Source organism: Thermaurantimonas aggregans, from assembly GCF_003851885.1.
Taxonomy (GTDB): Bacteria; Bacteroidota; Bacteroidia; order Flavobacteriales; family Schleiferiaceae; genus Thermaurantimonas; species Thermaurantimonas aggregans.
The window spans coordinates 60,839-79,455 of the sequence record NZ_BHZE01000001.1; the positions used below are offsets into that span (position 1 = coordinate 60,839).

15 protein-coding genes are annotated in these 18,617 nt (G+C 38.7%); 13 read left to right on the forward strand and 2 right to left on the reverse strand.

Features of this window, described 5'->3' with window-relative positions:
* The first annotated feature begins 4 nt into the window (after positions 1-4).
* From truA to EIP89_RS00350, 13 genes are all read left to right on the forward strand, one after another.
* On the forward strand, positions 5-796 hold the full coding sequence (gene truA, locus EIP89_RS00290) for a tRNA pseudouridine(38-40) synthase TruA (RefSeq protein ID WP_307718660.1): 792 nt from the start codon (positions 5-7) through the stop codon (positions 794-796).
* A complete protein-coding gene (locus tag EIP89_RS00295) occupies positions 789-2,573 on the forward strand; it encodes an ABC transporter ATP-binding protein (RefSeq protein WP_124396657.1) in 1,785 nt (594 codons plus the stop codon). Before truA ends, EIP89_RS00295 begins: the two co-directional genes overlap by 8 nt.
* Positions 2,574-2,576: 3 nt before the next feature.
* Positions 2,577-4,595, forward strand: coding sequence for an HD family phosphohydrolase (locus tag EIP89_RS00300; RefSeq protein WP_124396658.1), 2,019 nt, complete (start codon positions 2,577-2,579; stop codon positions 4,593-4,595).
* Positions 4,596-4,669: 74 nt separating this feature from the next.
* Positions 4,670-5,275 carry an RNA polymerase sigma factor gene (locus tag EIP89_RS00305; protein ID WP_124396659.1) on the forward strand — a complete coding sequence of 202 codons (606 nt, stop codon included), beginning with the start codon at positions 4,670-4,672 and terminating at the stop codon, positions 5,273-5,275.
* Between the two features lie 2 nt (positions 5,276-5,277).
* Complete coding sequence (locus EIP89_RS00310; protein ID WP_124396660.1) at positions 5,278-6,396, forward strand: hypothetical protein; 1,119 nt, start codon at positions 5,278-5,280, stop codon at positions 6,394-6,396.
* Between the two features lie 6 nt (positions 6,397-6,402).
* A complete protein-coding gene (locus tag EIP89_RS00315; RefSeq protein WP_124396661.1) occupies positions 6,403-6,987 on the forward strand; it encodes a hypothetical protein in 585 nt (194 codons plus the stop codon).
* A gap of 80 nt (positions 6,988-7,067) precedes the next feature.
* Positions 7,068-8,081: a hypothetical protein gene (locus tag EIP89_RS00320; protein WP_124396662.1), complete on the forward strand. Its 1,014-nt coding sequence runs from the start codon at positions 7,068-7,070 to the stop codon at positions 8,079-8,081.
* A gap of 98 nt (positions 8,082-8,179) precedes the next feature.
* Positions 8,180-8,926, forward strand: a complete 747-nt coding sequence (locus EIP89_RS00325; RefSeq protein WP_124396663.1) for an electron transfer flavoprotein subunit beta/FixA family protein — start codon at positions 8,180-8,182, stop codon at positions 8,924-8,926.
* 30 nt (positions 8,927-8,956) lie between these two features.
* Positions 8,957-9,919 carry an electron transfer flavoprotein subunit alpha/FixB family protein gene (locus EIP89_RS00330; protein ID WP_124396664.1) on the forward strand — a complete coding sequence of 321 codons (963 nt, stop codon included), beginning with the start codon at positions 8,957-8,959 and terminating at the stop codon, positions 9,917-9,919.
* A gap of 18 nt (positions 9,920-9,937) precedes the next feature.
* Complete coding sequence (locus EIP89_RS00335; RefSeq protein ID WP_124396665.1) at positions 9,938-10,537, forward strand: bifunctional nuclease family protein; 600 nt, start codon at positions 9,938-9,940, stop codon at positions 10,535-10,537.
* A 68-nt stretch (positions 10,538-10,605) separates the two neighbouring features.
* Complete coding sequence (locus tag EIP89_RS00340; protein ID WP_245966073.1) at positions 10,606-12,096, forward strand: NupC/NupG family nucleoside CNT transporter; 1,491 nt, start codon at positions 10,606-10,608, stop codon at positions 12,094-12,096.
* 83 nt (positions 12,097-12,179) lie between these two features.
* Complete coding sequence (locus EIP89_RS00345; RefSeq protein WP_124396667.1) at positions 12,180-13,649, forward strand: leucyl aminopeptidase family protein; 1,470 nt, start codon at positions 12,180-12,182, stop codon at positions 13,647-13,649.
* Positions 13,650-13,660: 11 nt separating this feature from the next.
* Positions 13,661-14,872, forward strand: a complete 1,212-nt coding sequence (locus EIP89_RS00350; RefSeq protein ID WP_124396668.1) for an ATP-grasp domain-containing protein — start codon at positions 13,661-13,663, stop codon at positions 14,870-14,872.
* Between the two features lie 21 nt (positions 14,873-14,893).
* Here EIP89_RS00350 and EIP89_RS00355 read toward each other — a convergent pair whose 3' ends face one another.
* Positions 14,894-15,658, reverse strand: coding sequence for a LytR/AlgR family response regulator transcription factor (locus EIP89_RS00355; protein ID WP_124396669.1), 765 nt, complete (start codon positions 15,656-15,658; stop codon positions 14,894-14,896).
* On the reverse strand, positions 15,655-18,525 hold the full coding sequence (locus EIP89_RS00360; protein ID WP_124396670.1) for a sensor histidine kinase: 2,871 nt from the start codon (positions 18,523-18,525) through the stop codon (positions 15,655-15,657). Before EIP89_RS00360 ends, EIP89_RS00355 begins: the two co-directional genes overlap by 4 nt.
* Positions 18,526-18,617 lie beyond the last annotated feature (92 nt).

Here is an 18,617-nt window from a genome sequence, read left to right on the forward strand (position 1 = left end):
TTACATGTACCTTTGCAAAAGTAAATACAAGTGTGCCTTGCGATATTTCATAGAGTTTGCTTATAATGGAATGGCTTTTCACGGATGGCAAATTCAGCCCAACTCCATAACCGTACAGCAAACCCTGAACGAGGCATTGAGTACAGTGCTGAGACATGATGTGTATGCAGTAGGTGCCGGTCGAACGGATACTGGTGTGCATGCCCGACAAATGTTTGCACATTTTGACACCTCAGAGCCAATTGATGATCTTGAGAGGTTGACACGCTCACTGAATGGTATTCTTTATCCTAACATTGCAGTAAATCAGGTGCTGAGGGTGCGCGACGATGCTCATGCACGATTCAGCGCTACAGAACGCGAGTACCAGTATGATATTCACTACAAGCACAATCCCTTTCTCTATCAGCGCAGCCTCTTATGGCTTTGGCAGCCATTTGAGGTAGCTGACCTTAATAGAATCAGCCAACGTCTCTTAGGCGAAAAGGATTTTTCTTGCTTCGAAAAAACTGGAGGTAACAACAAACACTCCTTTTGCCAGGTGCGATTAGCAAAATGGACAGAGACGGATGTGGGTATTCGTTTTACAATTCGCGCTAATCGCTTTTTGCGAAACATGGTGCGCGCTATAGTGGGCACTCTACTCGATTATGGCTCTGGGAAACTTTCGGAAGTTGAATTTGCCTCCATTCTCGAAAGCGGAGATCGCCGTCAGGCAGGAGCTTCTGTTCCGCCTTATGCACTTTATCTGACTCAAGTTTGTTATCCCGACACAATTTTTATTGCTAATGAGTGAATCATCCGGAACATCCAAAGCCTTAGACATTTCAGCACTTCGCAAGGTTTTCAGATTCATAGGGCCTTATAAAAAGGAATTTTTTTACGGTATGGGGTTGGTCATTTTTTTGTCAATCATCACATCGGCACGTCCTGTACTCATCCAAAAGGCCATAGATGAATCCATCCTTATACGTGACAAAACATTGCTCATTCAGCTGAGCACCTTAATATTAGCCTTGATGGTTTTCGAAAGCATTGCCCAATACTTTTACTCCTATCTGGCAAATTTTCTAGGTCAAAATATCATCAAAGACATACGCGCCTCGCTTTACAAGCGTTTGATGCACTTTAAACTTGAATTTTACGACCGCACACCCGTAGGCAATCTCGTAACTCGGGCAATATCTGACATTGAAGTTATCTCCGAAATTTTTTCTGAGGGATTACTTGTTATCATTGGTGACATGCTGAAGGTAGTAGCTATGCTAATTGCCATGTTTTATTTCATCGACTGGCGATTGAATATCATAGCGCTATCCGTTTTGCCTTTTTTATTCATAGCTACAAGGTGGTTCCAGAAGAACATAAAAATTTCCTTTCAACAGGTGCGCAACGAGGTGGCCAATTTGAATGCCTTTGTGCAAGAACGCCTCACCGGAATGAGTGTCGTTCAGATCTTTGGCCGCGAAAAAGCTGAATTTGAAAAATTCAAAATCATCAATGCTCGACATCGAGATGCTAACATCAAGGGCATATGGTACTTCAGCATCTTTTTACCGCTTCTCGATCTGATTTCAGCTATTTCTATTGCATTAGTAGTAAGTGCAGGATCATGGTGGGCAGTAAGTGGACAGGATATTTCTCTCGGTGAATTAACCTCTCTAATCATGTTTATCAACATGATCTTCAGACCACTTCGGCAGCTGGCAGACCGTGTCAATTCGCTTCAAATGGGTATTGTGGCTTCTAATCGCGTATTTGCTCTGCTCGACGATGTAAAACTTTTAGAAGTAGATGATTCAACCGCAACAATGCCACCGATCGTCGGCCATGTTCGTTTCGAAAAAGTGACTTTTGGCTACAAGCCCGACGAAACGGTCTTGCACAACATTTCCTTCGACATCGAAGCGGGCAAAACCCTGGCAATAGTTGGCGCTACCGGCGCTGGCAAGTCCACCATCATCCAGCTGCTTTCGCGCTATTATGAGCCGCAGTCAGGCACTATTTTTATAGATAATATCAATATTTCTCACGTAGCGCTTCAGTCGCTCAGAAGTCAGATGGCCGTAGTGCTTCAAGATGTCTTTCTTTTTTCTGACACCATTTACAAAAACATTACGCTCGGGCAGCCTTACACACTTGCTGAGGTAGAAGAAGCTGCAGACAGAATTGGCATTTTGCCTTTCATTCGTTCATTGCCTGGTGGTTGGGATTACAATGTGCGCGAGAGGGGTGCTACGCTCAGCACAGGTCAAAGGCAGTTAATCGCCTTTTTGCGAGCGTATTTGGTCCGACCTAAAATTTTTATTCTCGATGAGGCCACCTCAAACATTGATAGCCAAACCGAACAGATGGTACAAAGAGCCATTGAACACATTACACGCGGCCGTACAAGCATCATCATCGCCCACCGATTGAGCACCATCTTGCATGCTGATAAAATACTTGTACTCAAAAAAGGAAAAATCATTGAAGAAGGTACGCACCAAGAGTTGTTGAAAAACAAAGGCTATTACAGCAAATTGTTTGAGATTCAATTCGCTTCTTTAACCGAACAAATCTCAGATCGATAATTCATGAAAATACTTTTAAATGTATTTAAATTTTTAAAAAATGTCCTTGTAAAAAACAGAGAGTTAGTTCTGTTTTTTATTGCGTCTGTTTTAATAGCGTTGCTCTATCCAGAGGGAAGAAGATTTCCACACGATTGGAAAAAAAACTCGACTTGGAAATACGATGATCTGATCGCTGAATTTTCCTTTGTTAGGCCTCTCTCCGACGATGAACTTTTCGGACAACAGGACAGCATCCATCAAAAAATAGTGTATTTTCAACTAATACAACTAAGACCTCAAATTGAACTACATTTTTCTGATTCTTCGGTAAAAAACTTTATCGGTGATGAGATTTCAGATCAAATTATAAAAGCGTTTGAAGTTAAGTTAATTGCCAACGAAAAAATAAATGAAATAAGCAATGAAAAAAATTCATGTTTTATTTTAAAAGAATCAGACACGCTTGCTATCGATTGCAAAAATATTTTGCTCGCATCACATGTTCAGAGGGAGTTAAAAAAGTCACTAGACAGTGCTTTTTTATACAAGGGTTTTTCACCTCAAGATGTTTCAATTATAGTCTTGCCTAATCTAAAATTATTTAAACAAGAAAATTTAACTGAATTAAATTTTTTACACGTATCTAAAAGTGAGTTGATACAGCAGGGTGATGTACTCGTAAAAAAGGGACAGATAATCGATCAGAAGACACATTATAGATTGCGTTTTTATCGAGATATTTACAAAACTGGTTATCCGTTTGGTTTAAACAGATTTTATTCATTTTTAGGCAAATGGATTTTGGTGTCGATCATATTATTTATGTTGTACCAATTTTTGGTTTTTTTCAGACCTAATGTGTTTGAAGATAGCTCAAAAATCTTAATGATACTTTCTTTTGTCTTAATCTTTTTTTTCGTAAGTACTCAGATGGCCAAAAGAAATGAAGAGTGGATTTACTTTGTACCAATGCCCATAGTTCCTATTGTCTTAAAAGCTTTTTATGACACGCGATTAGCTCTCTTTACACACTTCTTATTGCTGTTGCTTATAGGCATTTACATTAGTGATGTTTACACGTTTTTTCTATTGCATTTTACCAGCGGTGTTTTTTCCATTATTACTGTTGAATCAATTTACAAAAGAAGTCAACTTTTTACATCCGTTTTTAAAATTATAGCCGTATATCTATTTGTGTTTTTTTCTCTACAACTCACTACTGGACAATCTTTTGCTTCATCAACCGATACATATTTGAAATTAACGATTAATTCCTTCCTCATTTTATTGGCTTTTCCCATCATTTACGGCATTGAGAGAATTTTTGGCATGGTGTCAGACCTCAGCTTACTCGAGCTCTCTGATACCAATATGCCGTTGCTTAAGGAACTTGCAGAAAAGGCACCAGGCACTTTTCAGCACAGTATTCAGGTGTCGAGTTTAGCAGAGAGTGCAGCAGCCGTCATAGGTGCTAACACATTGCTGGTGCGCACAGCAGCTTTGTATCACGACATCGGAAAGATGAAACACCCTCAGTTTTTTATAGAAAATCAGGTGAGCGGTTATAATCCACATGATGAACTTTCCTTCGAGGAAAGTGCTCGGGTAATCATCGAACACGTAAAAGAAGGCATCACCCTGGCTCGTGAGCGCAAGCTGCCCGAATCCATCATCGACTTTATACGCACCCATCACGGAACCACTGCTGTACAGTATTTCTACAAAATGTACTTAAAAAATTTTCCTGAAGATCCTAAAGTAGAAGAGCGTTTTCGATATCAAGGTCCAACACCTTTTTCAAAAGAAACAGCCATTTTGATGTTGGCTGATAGCGTTGAGGCTGCTTGTCGCAGCCTTGCGCAGATGGGCGCTGATAGATTTCAAATGGAAGCTCAAATAGATGTCATTTTTGAGTCGCTCATGGAACAGCGCCAGTTTGACAATGCCAACATTACCCTCGCTGAAATATCCGAAGTAAAAAAGACGCTTAAGAAAAAAATAATCAACATTTACCACAGTCGAATTACGTATCCTAAATAATGATGAAAAGACTAAACGCCTGACTTAACTTTGTACACTGTTCTAACCATTTAGCTCCTTCAACCGTCTATTTAATGGCTGAGTTAAACAAAGAAAATTTGGACGGCACATCCATCAATCTTGTTCTCGAACAGCGCCAATCCTCTTCGGCGGGTTTATTGGGCTGGATCGAGCGTTTGCTCAAAGGCGAGTACAGGGCTGAAGAAGAGATCTATAAATACATTTACCAAAAGCAATACGCCGTAGCGTACAGATATGTAAACAACCATGACGACGCCATCGAGATTTTCAACTCGGCCATGGTTAAAGTGTTTAAACACATTAAATCACTCGACGATTACGAGAAAATTGAAAGTTGGATCAAGAAAATCATCATTAATACGGCATTAGATTTTCTTCGTACCAACAAAAGACATAAAGTCAATCTTCAGCCTATCGAAGATGATTTAAAAAAAATACCAGTAACTGCTGCAGCTGACAGTGCATTTGAATACGACTATTTGATACAATTAGTTCATCAGCTACCGCAGCGAAAAAGAATGGTCTTTATGCTCTATGCCATCGAGGGATTTTCGCATAAAGAAATCGCTGAAACATTGAACATTTCAGAAAGCAACAGCAAACTTTTGCTTCATGAAGCAAGAAAATTTCTCCAGAGCAAATTGAACAAAAAAGCTTGACGATGCAAGGAGAGAACAATGACATAGATAATCTGTTCAGAGAAGCTTTTGAACAAGCGATAAGAGAAACGCCACCTGTAAATCAGGCTTGGAGTAGCATGCAGCATAAACTCATTAAAAGGAGACAAAAAACTTTTCTACTTGTTACCCATATTCTTGCAAATTTTATTCTCTTTATTGGATTTATAGGCTTTATTAAACCGATGTTGCTTCAACAAGAAAATAATCGTGAAACAATAAGCGCTCAACAAATCGTGTCTGAAGTAGAAAAAAGCACAAATAATATCGCAGAAAGTGAACACTCGAACAAAGAGGATATAGAAATAACAAATGAAGCAACTTTTCAAAATAAACCTTCTACTTTAATAGAAAATAATGTTTCATTTAGTGAGATTGAAGTTAATAGTAAAATAGATGAACAAAAAATTTATTTTGAATACAAAAATCTTTGTCTTCGAGATGAAAATTTATTGAAATATCAGATTTACGATGAAGAAGAAATAACCAAGGATAAATCAGATTTTCAATGGACTTTTACAATTGGTTTTCTATTACATAATCACTGGGTTGTTGGCGGTGATTTTATGGGAAATAATTTGCCAAGTATCGGAGTCTTAGTCTCAAAAAACATTAAACCAAACCTACAGATTACTGCAGGTGCTCGGTATTTGCATCGAGGTAACATGGATTACGCTGCCTACTCAAAAACCAAAGAAATTTACGACCTAGAACAAATTAATCTTTACACCCTTTATGTAAATGGAACGCATTGGTTAGAAATTCCGATTGGAGTTCAATATTACCTGCCAAATAGAAAAATTTTTGTAGGTGGATACGTCACGTCCGATATTTTTCTACACCAAACAGCCGAATTGGGCGTTAAAACAGTAGTACCAGCTTTTAGCTTTCAGACTGAAGAACAAAGAAAAAGAGCTTGGAATTACGAATCAGGCATTCCAAAAATTAATTTTGGCATTCGTGTAGAAGCGGGTGTCTATTTAAACCCAAAAAGTTCAATAAATATCTTCTCAAAAGTGAGTCCTTACAGTGGAGCCCCAAATGCTAATATTCAAAGAAATTACGGTTGGGATTTGGGTGTAGATTGGCGATATTACTTCTGATACCTTATGTTTAAATATTTTGCTTCGATTCTCGCATATATTTTTTTATCGTTTTCTTGTAGAAAATTAGATAGCCTACCTCAAGATGCCTACTTTGAGCCTCTGACTATTAGTTGGGATGAAGATGGAATATCCCATAGATATAAAGTTGGCGAGAATGCTTTGTATTCCAGAAGTTTCACTGTATTAAATTCTGATGAAAATAGGGTATTTGTTCATGAATTTTACATAAATGACAACAACTTTATTCGTATATCGCTTGCAAGCGAAAAATCAGCTGTTCAAATAGAGCAAGATTTAGAAGAACTTTTTCAGTCGAACAGGGAGATATTTTTTGAAACTGTTGATTATATATCATCCGGTAAATCGGTGATCGAATTTTTAGAAAATCGCACTTTAACAGCAAGTTCAATAACTAATTTAAATCTCCAAAATAAAATTAAAATTCTACAATCTAGAAAAGTTCAGATTTCCAACAAATTTTACTACGAAGCTGAGATTAGCTTTTCTTGCACTTTAATAAATGTTTCTGATAATTCTACACGAACTCTCAACAACGGCAAGGCAAAGATTGCTATCCGATACAAATAGCATTTGCACTTAACATTGTGTTTGCATTTTACACCTTTTAACAGGCCGTATTTTAGCCAGTGAAGAAAATGGCAAGAGAAGTGAAAAACAAAATTGTTGTTTTTGTTATAGCGGCATTAATAGTAGTCGTTGTTGTATTATTTATTTTTAATAGACCAAAAGACGATTTAGAGGCATTAAAAGCTGATTATACTATCCACATCGAAGACACTGCTTCCATCACCAAAATCATTATATCTGACAAAACACCTAAATCAGTGACCTTGGTTCGCACAAAAAACGGTTGGGAGACTGAAAGTGGCAATCCGGTACGATTGGATGCCATTCAAACACTGCTCGAAACTCTGAATCGTGTGCGCTTAAAAAATTTTGTGCCCGAAACGGCTCGTGACAATGTGTTGCGCCGAATGGCCAGTGCCGGAAAAGAAGTGAAGGTATATGCGGGCAATAAGCTTATTCGTCACTTCTATGTCGGTACTGAAACAATGGATGAAATGGGTACCTACATGATGTTGAAGGATGGTAAAAATCCGTATGCCATGTTTATACCCGGTTTCAACGGATTCTTGTCCACCCGATTTTTTGCAAACGAGGCGCTTTGGTTGCGAAAAACAATTTGGGCATTTGACAATCTCGACATCTCAAAAGTAGAGTATAAAGACTTTGATACACCCGAAAATTCTTTCACACTGACCATTGACAACGGTTATCAACTGACTAATGCAACCGGTCAGCCTTTGAAAGCTGATAGCATTAAGGCTGCTGTTTTTCTGGCTGGTTTCAGAACGGTAGAATACGAGGGTGTCATTTTGCCCGAAGACCCTATTTACAAAAGACAAGATTCTTTGAAAGCCTCTATACCTGCCTTTGAACTCACTGCATGGAAAAGAGATGGCAGCTGGAAAAAACTCACAACCTATCACATAAAGGCCAATGAAGATGCTGTTGAGTTTTACACCAATTTGGGCAAGTATGACCCCGATCGTCTTCATGCGTTTATTTCTAACGACAAAGGGCAAGAACTCTTTGTGCTGGTGCAGTATTACGGATTAGCGCCAGTACTGGTCACTGTTCACGATTTGAAAAAGCGATAAAAAGCTGTTTTAAAAATATTATGCATGCATAAAATTTTGAAGTTCCCTTCTTGCGTAATACCTTCGCAACGATTAGTAATCCATTAAAAGTGTGACAAATGAAAGTTTTGGTATGTATTAGTCATGTGCCTGACACAACTTCGAAAATCAACTTTACCAATAACAATACTGAGTTTGATAAAAACGGAGTGACCTTCGTAATAAACCCTTACGATGAATTTGGGCTTACTCGAGCCATTTGGCTTCAAGAAAAGCAAGGCGCTCACGTCACCGTAATCAATGTTGGAAAAGCAGAAACCGAGCCTACGCTGCGCAAAGCCTTAGCCATCGGTGCTAATGATGCCATCAGAGTAGATGCTGAACCAACCGACGCTTATTTTGTGGCATCTGAAATCGCAGCTCAAGCACGTGAAGGTGGTTATGACCTCATCATTGCTGGTCGTGAATCGATCGATTACAACGGTTCGCAAGTACCAGGAATGATAGCCGCTATGCTTGGTTGGCCCTTCGTAAACGCTTGCGTGGGACTCGAAATCGAGGGAAACAAAGCAACAGTAATCCGAGAAATTGATGGTGGTAAGGAAAAATCAGTGGTTTCGCTGCCAGCTGTCATTGCAGGCCAAAAAGGCTTGGTGGAAGAGAGCGATCTGCGCATTCCAAATATGCGAGGCATCATGCAAGCGCGTACAAAACCGCTGCGCGTGGTTTCGCCTACATCATCTGATTACCTAACCAAGGCAGTAGCATACGAAAAACCTGCTCCAAAAGCTGCCGTAAAAATGGTAGATCCTGAAAATATGGATGAGTTAGTGCGTCTTTTGCACGAAGAAGCGAAGGTTATCTAATTCTTTTTTAATCAATAAATTTTTGAAGACATGAGTGTTTTGGTATTTATAGAAAATTGGGACGGAAAGCTCAAAAAAGCTTCTTATGAAGCTGCTTCATACGGCGCACGCCTTGCCGCTAAACTTGGTGTGCAAGCCCATGCTGTGGTGATAAATGTTGCTGACGATGCATCTGTACTTGGAAAATATGGTATCGACACTGTATATGCAATTGAAAGCAACGAGCTTTCGAGTTTTAACAATTACAAAATGGCTGAGGCCATTACAACAGCAGCAAAGGAATCAGGAGCTAAAGTCCTAGTGCTTTCAGGTACTTTCACCGGAAAAATGATAGCTCCTCTACTAGCAGTACACCACAAGGCCGCTTTGATTACAAATGCGGTGGCCGACCCTGAGAGCACATCTCCTTTAAAAGTTAAACGCAGTGCTTTTTCTAACAAAGGGTATGTGTACTATGAAAGTTTAGCTGAAACAGCTATCATCTCCATAGTTCCTAATGCATTGGGCATTACCGAGCACAGTGGAAAAGGCGAGGTGAAGAAGTTAGACTTCACTCCCACTACGCCTGTTCAAGTTGAGGTAGTCGAAATAGATCGCGCAAAAGGAAAAATTCCTCTGCCAGAGGCAGAAATTGTAGTATCAGCCGGTAGAGGCTTAAAAGGCCCTGAAAACTGGGGAATGATTGAAGAACTGGCTGAAGTGCTCGGTGCCAGTACAGCCTGCTCAAAGCCTGTGAGCGATATGCACTGGCGTCCGCACAGCGAACACGTAGGACAGACGGGTATTACCATCAATCCTCAATTGTACATAGCTGTTGGTATTTCAGGTGCCATTCAGCATCTTGCCGGAGTAAGTGGCTCAAAGACCATTGTAGTAATCAACAGCGATCCAGAGGCACCTTTCTTCAAAGCGGCTGATTACGGAGTAGTGGGCGATGCATTCAAAGTAGTACCGGCATTGACTGAAGCGATTAGAAAGTATAAAGCACAATAAATGAATTAACTTTGCACCATGACTAAGGTGCAGCTCTTTTTGAAAGGTCTGTCTTACAGCCAGACTCACTCCGGTGCCTATGCGCTGGTGCTTGGCGAAGATGAGCAAAACATCCGCCTGCCTATCATCATCGGCGGGTTTGAAGCTCAGAGCATTGCTATGGCTGTAGAAAACGAAATGAAGGTCCCTAGGCCTCTGACACACGACCTATTCAAAAAATTTGCAGAAACATTTGGAATAGAAATCGTCGAAGTAGTCATCCATAAGCTTGAAGAAGGGGTATTTTACTCCTACATCGTTTGTACGATGGGCGACCGAGAAGAGATTCTCGACGCCCGTCCTTCAGATGCTGTTGCTTTGGCAATACGCTTTAATTGTCCGATTTACACAACAGAAGAAATTTTGGCTAAGGCCGGAGTGGTAATCGACGATCCGGACAAGCCCAAGTCAAAACCTGCTCAAAAGGCTACTAGCGATGAATCGTCTTCTTCAAACCTTAGCAATAAATCTATCGAACAACTCAAAAAAATGCTTCAAAAGGCCGTAGATGCTGAAGACTATGAATATGCGGCCCGCATCAGAGACGAAATGAGTAAAAGAGGGTATTCAGGAATGTAATATTTTGCCTTCTTTTGCATTCCTGTTTTTACATGAACAAGAGCCACAGCCCAATGCAAAAAAGTATTGTGAAAATCACAGCGATTCTTTTCGCTGTATTTTTTTTGTTTTTAGTTCCCAAGTCAGCTGTTAGTAGATCTTCAGATACTTCTGCCATTGCTGTTCAAACCATAGAGCAAGAGGAAGTAGATTCACTAGCTGAAGGTCAAAAATTGGAAAAAAAGGATTTATCGTCAGCCATTAAGTCCTTAGAATCAGATGGCTTTTCATTGACTTCGCTTGCGAGGGGTATTCTTGGGCTTACTGTTTTATTGATAATAGGCGCTTTATTTTCTAAGGATCGAAAGAACATCAATTGGGCATTAATTGCTAAAGGCCTTTTTATACAAATCGTAATAGCAGTATCTGTACTCAAGCTGCCATGGGTGCAGCAGGCGGTTGATTTTATTAGTCAAAAGTTTGTATTGCTGCTGTCTTTTACGCAAAACGGTGCAAAATTTCTCTTTGGCAGCATTATAGAAAATACAGAATCTTTTGGCTTTATATTCGCTTTTCAGGTGCTTCCTACCGTAATCTTTTTTTCAGCACTTACAAGTCTTCTCTTCTATTACGGCATTTTACAAAAAGTCGTTTACGCCTTTGCCTGGTTTATGAAATATACACTTAAGCTTAGCGGTGCCGAAAGTTTATCAGCAGCAGGCAATATTTTTTTGGGTCAAACGGAGTCTCCCCTCCTTGTAAAGCCCTACATCAGTCGAATGACCCGCTCAGAGTTGCTTTGTGTGATGACCGGCGGAATGGCTACTATTGCTGGAGGAGTTTTGGCCGCTTATATCGGTTTTTTAGGTGGAAATGATCCAGTGCTTCAGGTGTTTTTTGCCAAGCATCTTATTACGGCATCTGTAATGGCGGCCCCCGGAGCAATTGTCGCTTCTAAATTGCTTCTTCCAGAAACCGAAAAATTCTCGGAAGAGATGAACATAGAAAAGAGCAAAATCGGATCAAATGCCCTTGAAGCCATAGCCAATGGCACTACCGATGGTCTTCGCTTAGCTGTAAATGTGGCAGCGATGCTTTTGGTATTTATTTCAATGATCGCTTTGTTTAACTACATTCTGATGAACGCCATTGGCGAAATCGGCGGAATTAATGAAGGCATTCAAAAGCTTACCAACGGCCAGTACAAAGGACTTTCTCTACAATTCATTTTAGGTTACACCCTTGCACCGCTCACGTGGCTCATGGGGGTAAATGGTCCTGACATTGTTTTGGTGGGTCAGTTGCTCGGCGAAAAATCCATTTTAAACGAGTTTGTAGCCTATGTATCTATGAGCCAAATCATCCAGGCTGGTGGTTTTACAAATCCGAAGTCTATCGTAATTGCCACCTATATCCTGTGCGGATTTGCCAATTTTGCAAGCATTGGCATTCAGATTGGCGGGATTGGTGCCTTAGCCCCAAACAGAAAGAGCGATTTGAGCAAGTTGGGCATTTATGCGCTAATCGGCGGAAACCTCGCCTCCATGTTTACTGCCACTATTGTAGGCATTTTGATTTAAAAGACATAGCCGCTTTTAAATTTCATTAATAAATCTAAAACATTTCCATTAGATTTACCGCCACTAATGTGAAATGTTTTGTTATGAATGTCCACTTCTCTGATCATTTTCCTTCAGAAGTTACATTGTGTTTTGTTCCAATAGGCAATGATGATCAAGATCTCACAGTTCTTTTAGAGCGTTTCGGAATAAACAGCACTAATTTCAGTGAATTTTTATCAAAGAAAACGACCAGAGAATTTACTACAGTCACAGGTTCGGTACTTTACGTCTTTCTAAAGACAGATGCATCAGAAGCGTTTGTGCCCGTGATGCAAAAATTTCGCAAAGCTGCGAGAAATTACAAGGATTTTCCTACCAAATCCTGGGTGTTGAGTCTTTTGCACATACAGTCATCAGATACTTGCGAAAAACTTGCTCAGGCGTTTATTCACGGTCTCATTACTTCAACCCAAAACATTGGAAAAAACAAAACAATCATTGACTTCGAGCACAGCCTATGTGAAAAGGATGCCTCATTAACTGTGGTATCTGCGTATTCTGAGCAATTAAAATCCAAGACTGAAGAATTCAAAAACTTAGCGAAGGCCCACCTCACTGCTATGAATCTAGGCAATGCTCCATCGAACAAAAAAGATGTAAACTACATGGCGGCTTACTGTGAAGTATTGGCCAGAAAGACAGGTGTCGAAATCGAAATTTTTCACAAAGAACGCCTTGAGATCGAAGGCTTTAGGGCGCTGCTAGCTGTGAATAGAGGAAGTGAGTATCCTGCAAAATTTATCTTGCTCAAATACAATATGTCGGCTACTGATCGTCCACTTGTAGCATTGGTGGGCAAGGGGGTGCTTTTCGATACCGGAGGCATTAATCTTAAGCCATCCGATAATTTGTTTCTGATGAAAAGCGATATGTGTGGTGCTGCCGCAGTGCTCAGCGCAATAGAGGCTGTGGCACATTCGAAATTGAACATTAGACTTTTAGTGGCTGTGCCCCTTACTGATAATGCGATTGATGCCAAAAGCACCAAACCTGGAGATGTCATTGGTTCTTACAACGGCAAAACCATTGAAGTCATTGATACCGATGCTGAGGGCCGCCTTTGCCTGGCCGATGCGATAAGTTATGTGTGTAGAAATTATTCGCCAGATTATCTCATTGATATTGCTACGCTCACCGGTTCGGCTGCCAGGGCCTTAGGACAGCACTACGCAGCACTATTTTCAAATTCCGATGAACTAACTGCCTCCCTTTTGCAGATCGGAAAGAACACCGGCGAAAAAGTGTGGCCCATGCCGCTAGACGAAGATTATCGTGAAGATTTGCACTCTGATATCGCCGATTTAGCAAATTACTCTAACAAGCCTACTGCTGGTGCTATTAGTGCAGCACTCTTCTTACAAGAGTTTGTAGAAAAGACTCGGCACTGGGCTCATATCGACATTGCCGGTACGGCTTACACTTCTTCAGAATTCGGCAAGCAGCGAAACGCATCTGGTTTTGGGGTGGTTTTATTGTATCACTTGATTAAGAACATTTCAGAAAACGCGTAAAATTCTCAACAATGAAAAAGTATACCTTTCTCTGCATTACTTTTTACTACAAAGGCGTAGAATTTCTGAAACAGTGTAAAAAAGAAGGCAACACTGTTTTTCTGCTCACCAAAAAGAAACTCGAAAACAAGCCTTGGCCTTGGGAGAGCATCGATGATGTTTTTTATATGGAAAACGATGAAAACACCCCTGAAAACATTGCAAACATCATTTTAGGTGTAGCCTGGCTCATGCGAAAGCACAAAATAGACCGCGTCGTAGCCCTTGACGATTTTGATGTAGAAAAGGCTGCAGCCATACGTGAGGAATTTCGCATTCCTGGCATGGGACAGACTACAGCCCGCTATTTCAGAGACAAGTTGGCTATGCGGATACAAGCCCGCGATGCCGGTTTGAGAGTTCCGGCCTTCTCCCCCCTTTTTAACGACGATGAAATCAATCACTATGCAGACACCATTCCAGCACCTTGGTTGGTAAAGCCTAGAAGCGAAGCTTCAGCTACAGGCATCAAAAAAGTGTACGATAAGCAACAATTGTGGGATGTAATAAACAACTTAGGCGATCGCAGGCATATGTTTCTTGTAGAGCAATTTAAGCCTGGAGATGTTTATCATGTCGATGCTCTAACTGTAGGAGGCAAGATGCTCTTTAATTGGACATCAAAATATCTCGCTACCCCATTTGACGTAGCGCATGGAGCTGGAATCTTTCGTTCGATGACCTTAGAGCACAACTCTGCTGACGACAAGGTGCTAAAAAAGTTCAATTCAGAAGTGATGAAAGCCTTTGGCATGCGAAACAGTGCTTCTCACACAGAATATATCAAGTGCTATGAAGACGGACAATTTTACTTTCTCGAAACATCTGCTCGAGTAGGTGGCGCCCATTTAGGTACAATGGTAGAAGCAGCCTCGGGCATTAATCTTTGGAGCGAATGGGCAAGATTAGAATCTTGCCTGCTGCGTGGTGAAACCTATGAGTTGCCTCCCGTTAAAAAGCACTACTCAGGCATATTAATTTCTCTTGCCCGACAAAAACATCCAGATATGTCGCCCTTCAATGACCCTGAAGTGTACTGTCACATACCCGAAGAGCACCATGTGGCTCTCATCGTACATTCTGAAAAGCAAGGTAGAGTTTTAGAGCTTCTGGATAAATATGCAGCAATCGTAAAAGAACACTACCACGCCTCAGCCCCAGTGCCAGATAAACCTTCGCACTAAGAGGAATTTAGGCTTTGCTATTTAAGTGGTTTTTATATCGCTCATTGCCTTCATGAAGTCCGAAAACTTTTCGGTAGAAATACCAACGGAATCTCCGTTTTTCATTTTAATCGATCCACCATCAGCCCGCACGTATTCGTGTACGTGATTAAGGTTCACCAGATAACTCTTATGTGTACGCATAAAGTGCGGATGCTTCGAAAAAATTTCGTCGTAATACTTCAGCGACTTGCTTGAATAGATGCTTTCGTTGTTCCCGTACACTACGCGTGAGTAAGCCCCATCGGCCTGTATGTAGTGGATTTGATCTACATCGATGTAGCGTATAATCGAGGTAGTACTTACCGCTAACTTTTTTGGATTGCTGTTTTGAAAGTTGCTAACCAATACGTCGTACTTTCGGAAAATTTTTTCTTCCAATCCCATATAGCGATCCACGGCTTCTTTGAGCTCATAGGCTTCGATGGGTTTAAGGAGGTAGTCAACGGCACTGAGTTTAAAAGCCTGAATGGCATACTGATGATACGCTGTGGTGAAGATGATGTGAAAGTCGATTTCGTCTGAGTTAAAAAAGTTCAACAACTCTAATCCACTGTGGCCGGGCATCTCTATATCTAAAAAAACCAAATCGGGTTTTAATTTATTGATAGACTTGACAGCCGAAGGGATGTCTTCGCACATATCAACGAGTTGCACATCAGGGGTATTCTCAGTTATCAAACCTTGTAACAATTGTCTGGCCATAGGTTCATCGTCAACGATGATGGCCCGAATTGGCTTTCTCATGCAGTATATGGAATTAAAATTCTAACACGTGTTCCTTTGGAAATATGGTTTTGATCAAAAAGCTCTTCGATTTCAATTTTATAATTTCCCCCTTTAATTTTATTTAACAAGACAATTCTTTTATCATTTGCTAAAGACGAGAAGGACTTATGAGCAAAGGATTTCTTCGAATTGATTTCTTGACTCTTTGTTAGACCAATGCCGTTGTCGGTGATTTCAACAGCTATTTGATTGTCTGAAATTTTTTGAATGTATATTCTCAAAAACTTCTCACCTTTTTTATGTAACAATCCGTGTTTTATAGCATTCTCTACGTAAGGCTGTATTAACATTGTAGGTATATAGATACTTTCTGTATCTATGTCGTCACATGTACAGATGTCAAATTCAAAGTTGTTTACAAAGCGCATTTTTTCTAGTTCAAGATATATAGCAATTGTCTTCAGCTCGCTAGCTAAGTCTATTTGTTCGGCCTCTGAATTTTCAAGGATTAGACGTGTTAACTTACTAAATTTTGAGAGATATTGGGTAGCACTTAGTTTGTCGTTGGCGTAAATAAAGGCTTGGATGGTGTTTAATGCATTAAAGAAAAAATGTGGATTCATTTGTGCTTTAATGGATTTTAAGGTCATTAATGCCAGATTTTTTTCAATCTCTGCTTTTTCAGTCACAAGCTTGTTTTTTTTGCTAAGCAATCGAATTTGCCATAGTACATAAAGAACAAACAAAATCAAAATAAAAAATTGAAACAGTATTAAAAACCAGGTTTGTTTGTAAATAGGCGTTGTAACAATAATATTAAAGGCTTTTATGATATCTAACTTCCCAAATTCTTTTATGGCAAAATCAATGGTATATTTATCGGGTTTTAGCGACGGAAAAAGCAAATAATCAGTACCTGAAAGTATCGGATTCCATTGCCCCTGGTTGATGCGATAATAGAGCCTCGATGTTGAGCGTTTGTCTAAATTCAGAAAAGTGTAGTTTACTCGTACATCTTGTCCTTTCTCGTATTTTATCTCAATGTTTTCAGTGTCGTTTGGCCTTTTCCCATTAACATGGTTTATGATGATTTTTTTTGGAAAATTTATTCTTCTTTCACTTATGTTGTTTATGTAACTCAAGTGGGAATTCGAAATTTCCAAAAAAATGTCGTTAAATTTATATATGTATTTAATGTTTTGATTTGAGACAAGGTCTGTTTCTACTGGCTTACCTTCTTTTAACTCATAAATCCGATTAAAAATTAAAAAAAATATGGAATTATTGCTAAGAATAAATCGAACATCATTTTTCGAATAGGGTATTTTAATCGGATTAAAGATATTTCTTTTATAATCGTATTTGTATAGTTGATTTTTAAAGTCAATTCCATAAATATCATCCTTTATTTGAAATAATTCTTTCAAAAATAAATTTGGGTTGGGTGCTGAAATGTCACCGTTACTTCCAGCTATTATTACTCCAGTGTTTGTTGAAATAAAAATTTTTTTATGAATTGATGAGAATATTACATCTCTATTTCTATACAAATTTGTAAACTTTCGAAATTTGTTTACTTTTTCAGATGCATCGTATAAGGAATCCCAAATAGATTTTTTTAATGGATTAAATACATGTTCCAAAAAACCATTTCCACCTGTCGCTGTTACAAAATAGTATTTATCATCAATTATGGTCACACTTTTAGGCGCTACATTTTCAACACTAAATATCTCCCGACCATCAGGATGAATAATTTTAACTTCATTGTTGAGAATTATTACAAATTCATTGTAATTTGGGTTAAAAATAAAATGATTTATCTGCCTTTTATACACATCTGCATATAGCAATTTTGATTTTTTGTTTGTAATATCAAATTCAAATATCTTTCCTAATCCAGTGGCAAGAAATATTTTATTTTGAGTAAATATCGTACTTGTGAAATTTTCTTTTAAGTTATGGAAATATTTAATGTCGTTTTCATTGGGAATAATTAGAATGCCTGCGTTAAGGGTACTTGCTATAAGTTGTCCATAGTTGTCAAAAAATGTTTTCGAAAATTTATAATCGGTCATTAAATAATTTTTTTTATTTCTTTCTTGTATTTGAAGCCCGAGATTAGTTGAAATGTAATAAGTATTGTTTTTCAGATCAATCCAATTTATTCTAACTACATCTGAATAAAAAAGTATTTTAGTTGTATCGGCTAGTTTATAAACTTCATATGATATATCCGACTTGGTTTGATAAAAAAGTTCATTATCATTTGTAAATATCGAGATGATTCCAGGCCGTGTATCTAAAGTATCTATTTTTTTAAAATCTACATTAATTCTAAAAATTCCATTTCCAGAAATATAATAAGAATTTTTAAAAAATACTATTGAAGATATTTCCGCATTTGGTAAAAATAGTTGATCAATAATATTCAGTGTTTTTAAATTTACTTTTACCAATGAATTTCCATTGTAAAATGTTAAAATGCTATCAATTATCCTGAATGTAGTGAAATTTTTTGCTTTAAAATGTTGAAGAGTTTTAACCGTATCGTTTTCTACGTAGAATAAATGACCATCAAATGATTGATACCATACACGTCCTCTATAATCGAATTGAATACAACTACCAGATTTATTTATATTATCGGTGTAGATAAATGATAAAAATTTGTTTCCATCAAATCGTTGTATGCCTTCATCGGTAGTTATCCATAAAAATCCATTATAATCAAGGCTTATATCGTATGCTGTATTATCGTGCAGTCCTTTTGAAACATCAAATCGCTCGTGTATGGGGATTTGTGATTTAAGATTTAAACTGATAAGATTTGGTAAAAGCAGTAAAAGAGTTATGGAAAAATGTGAAGAATAAAATTTTGACATGAAAAAAATAAAAAACTTTGATAGATATGTTTGGTGTCTTAAAAGAATGTAATATGCAAATATTAAAACACTTTTGGTAATTGGCTCACATT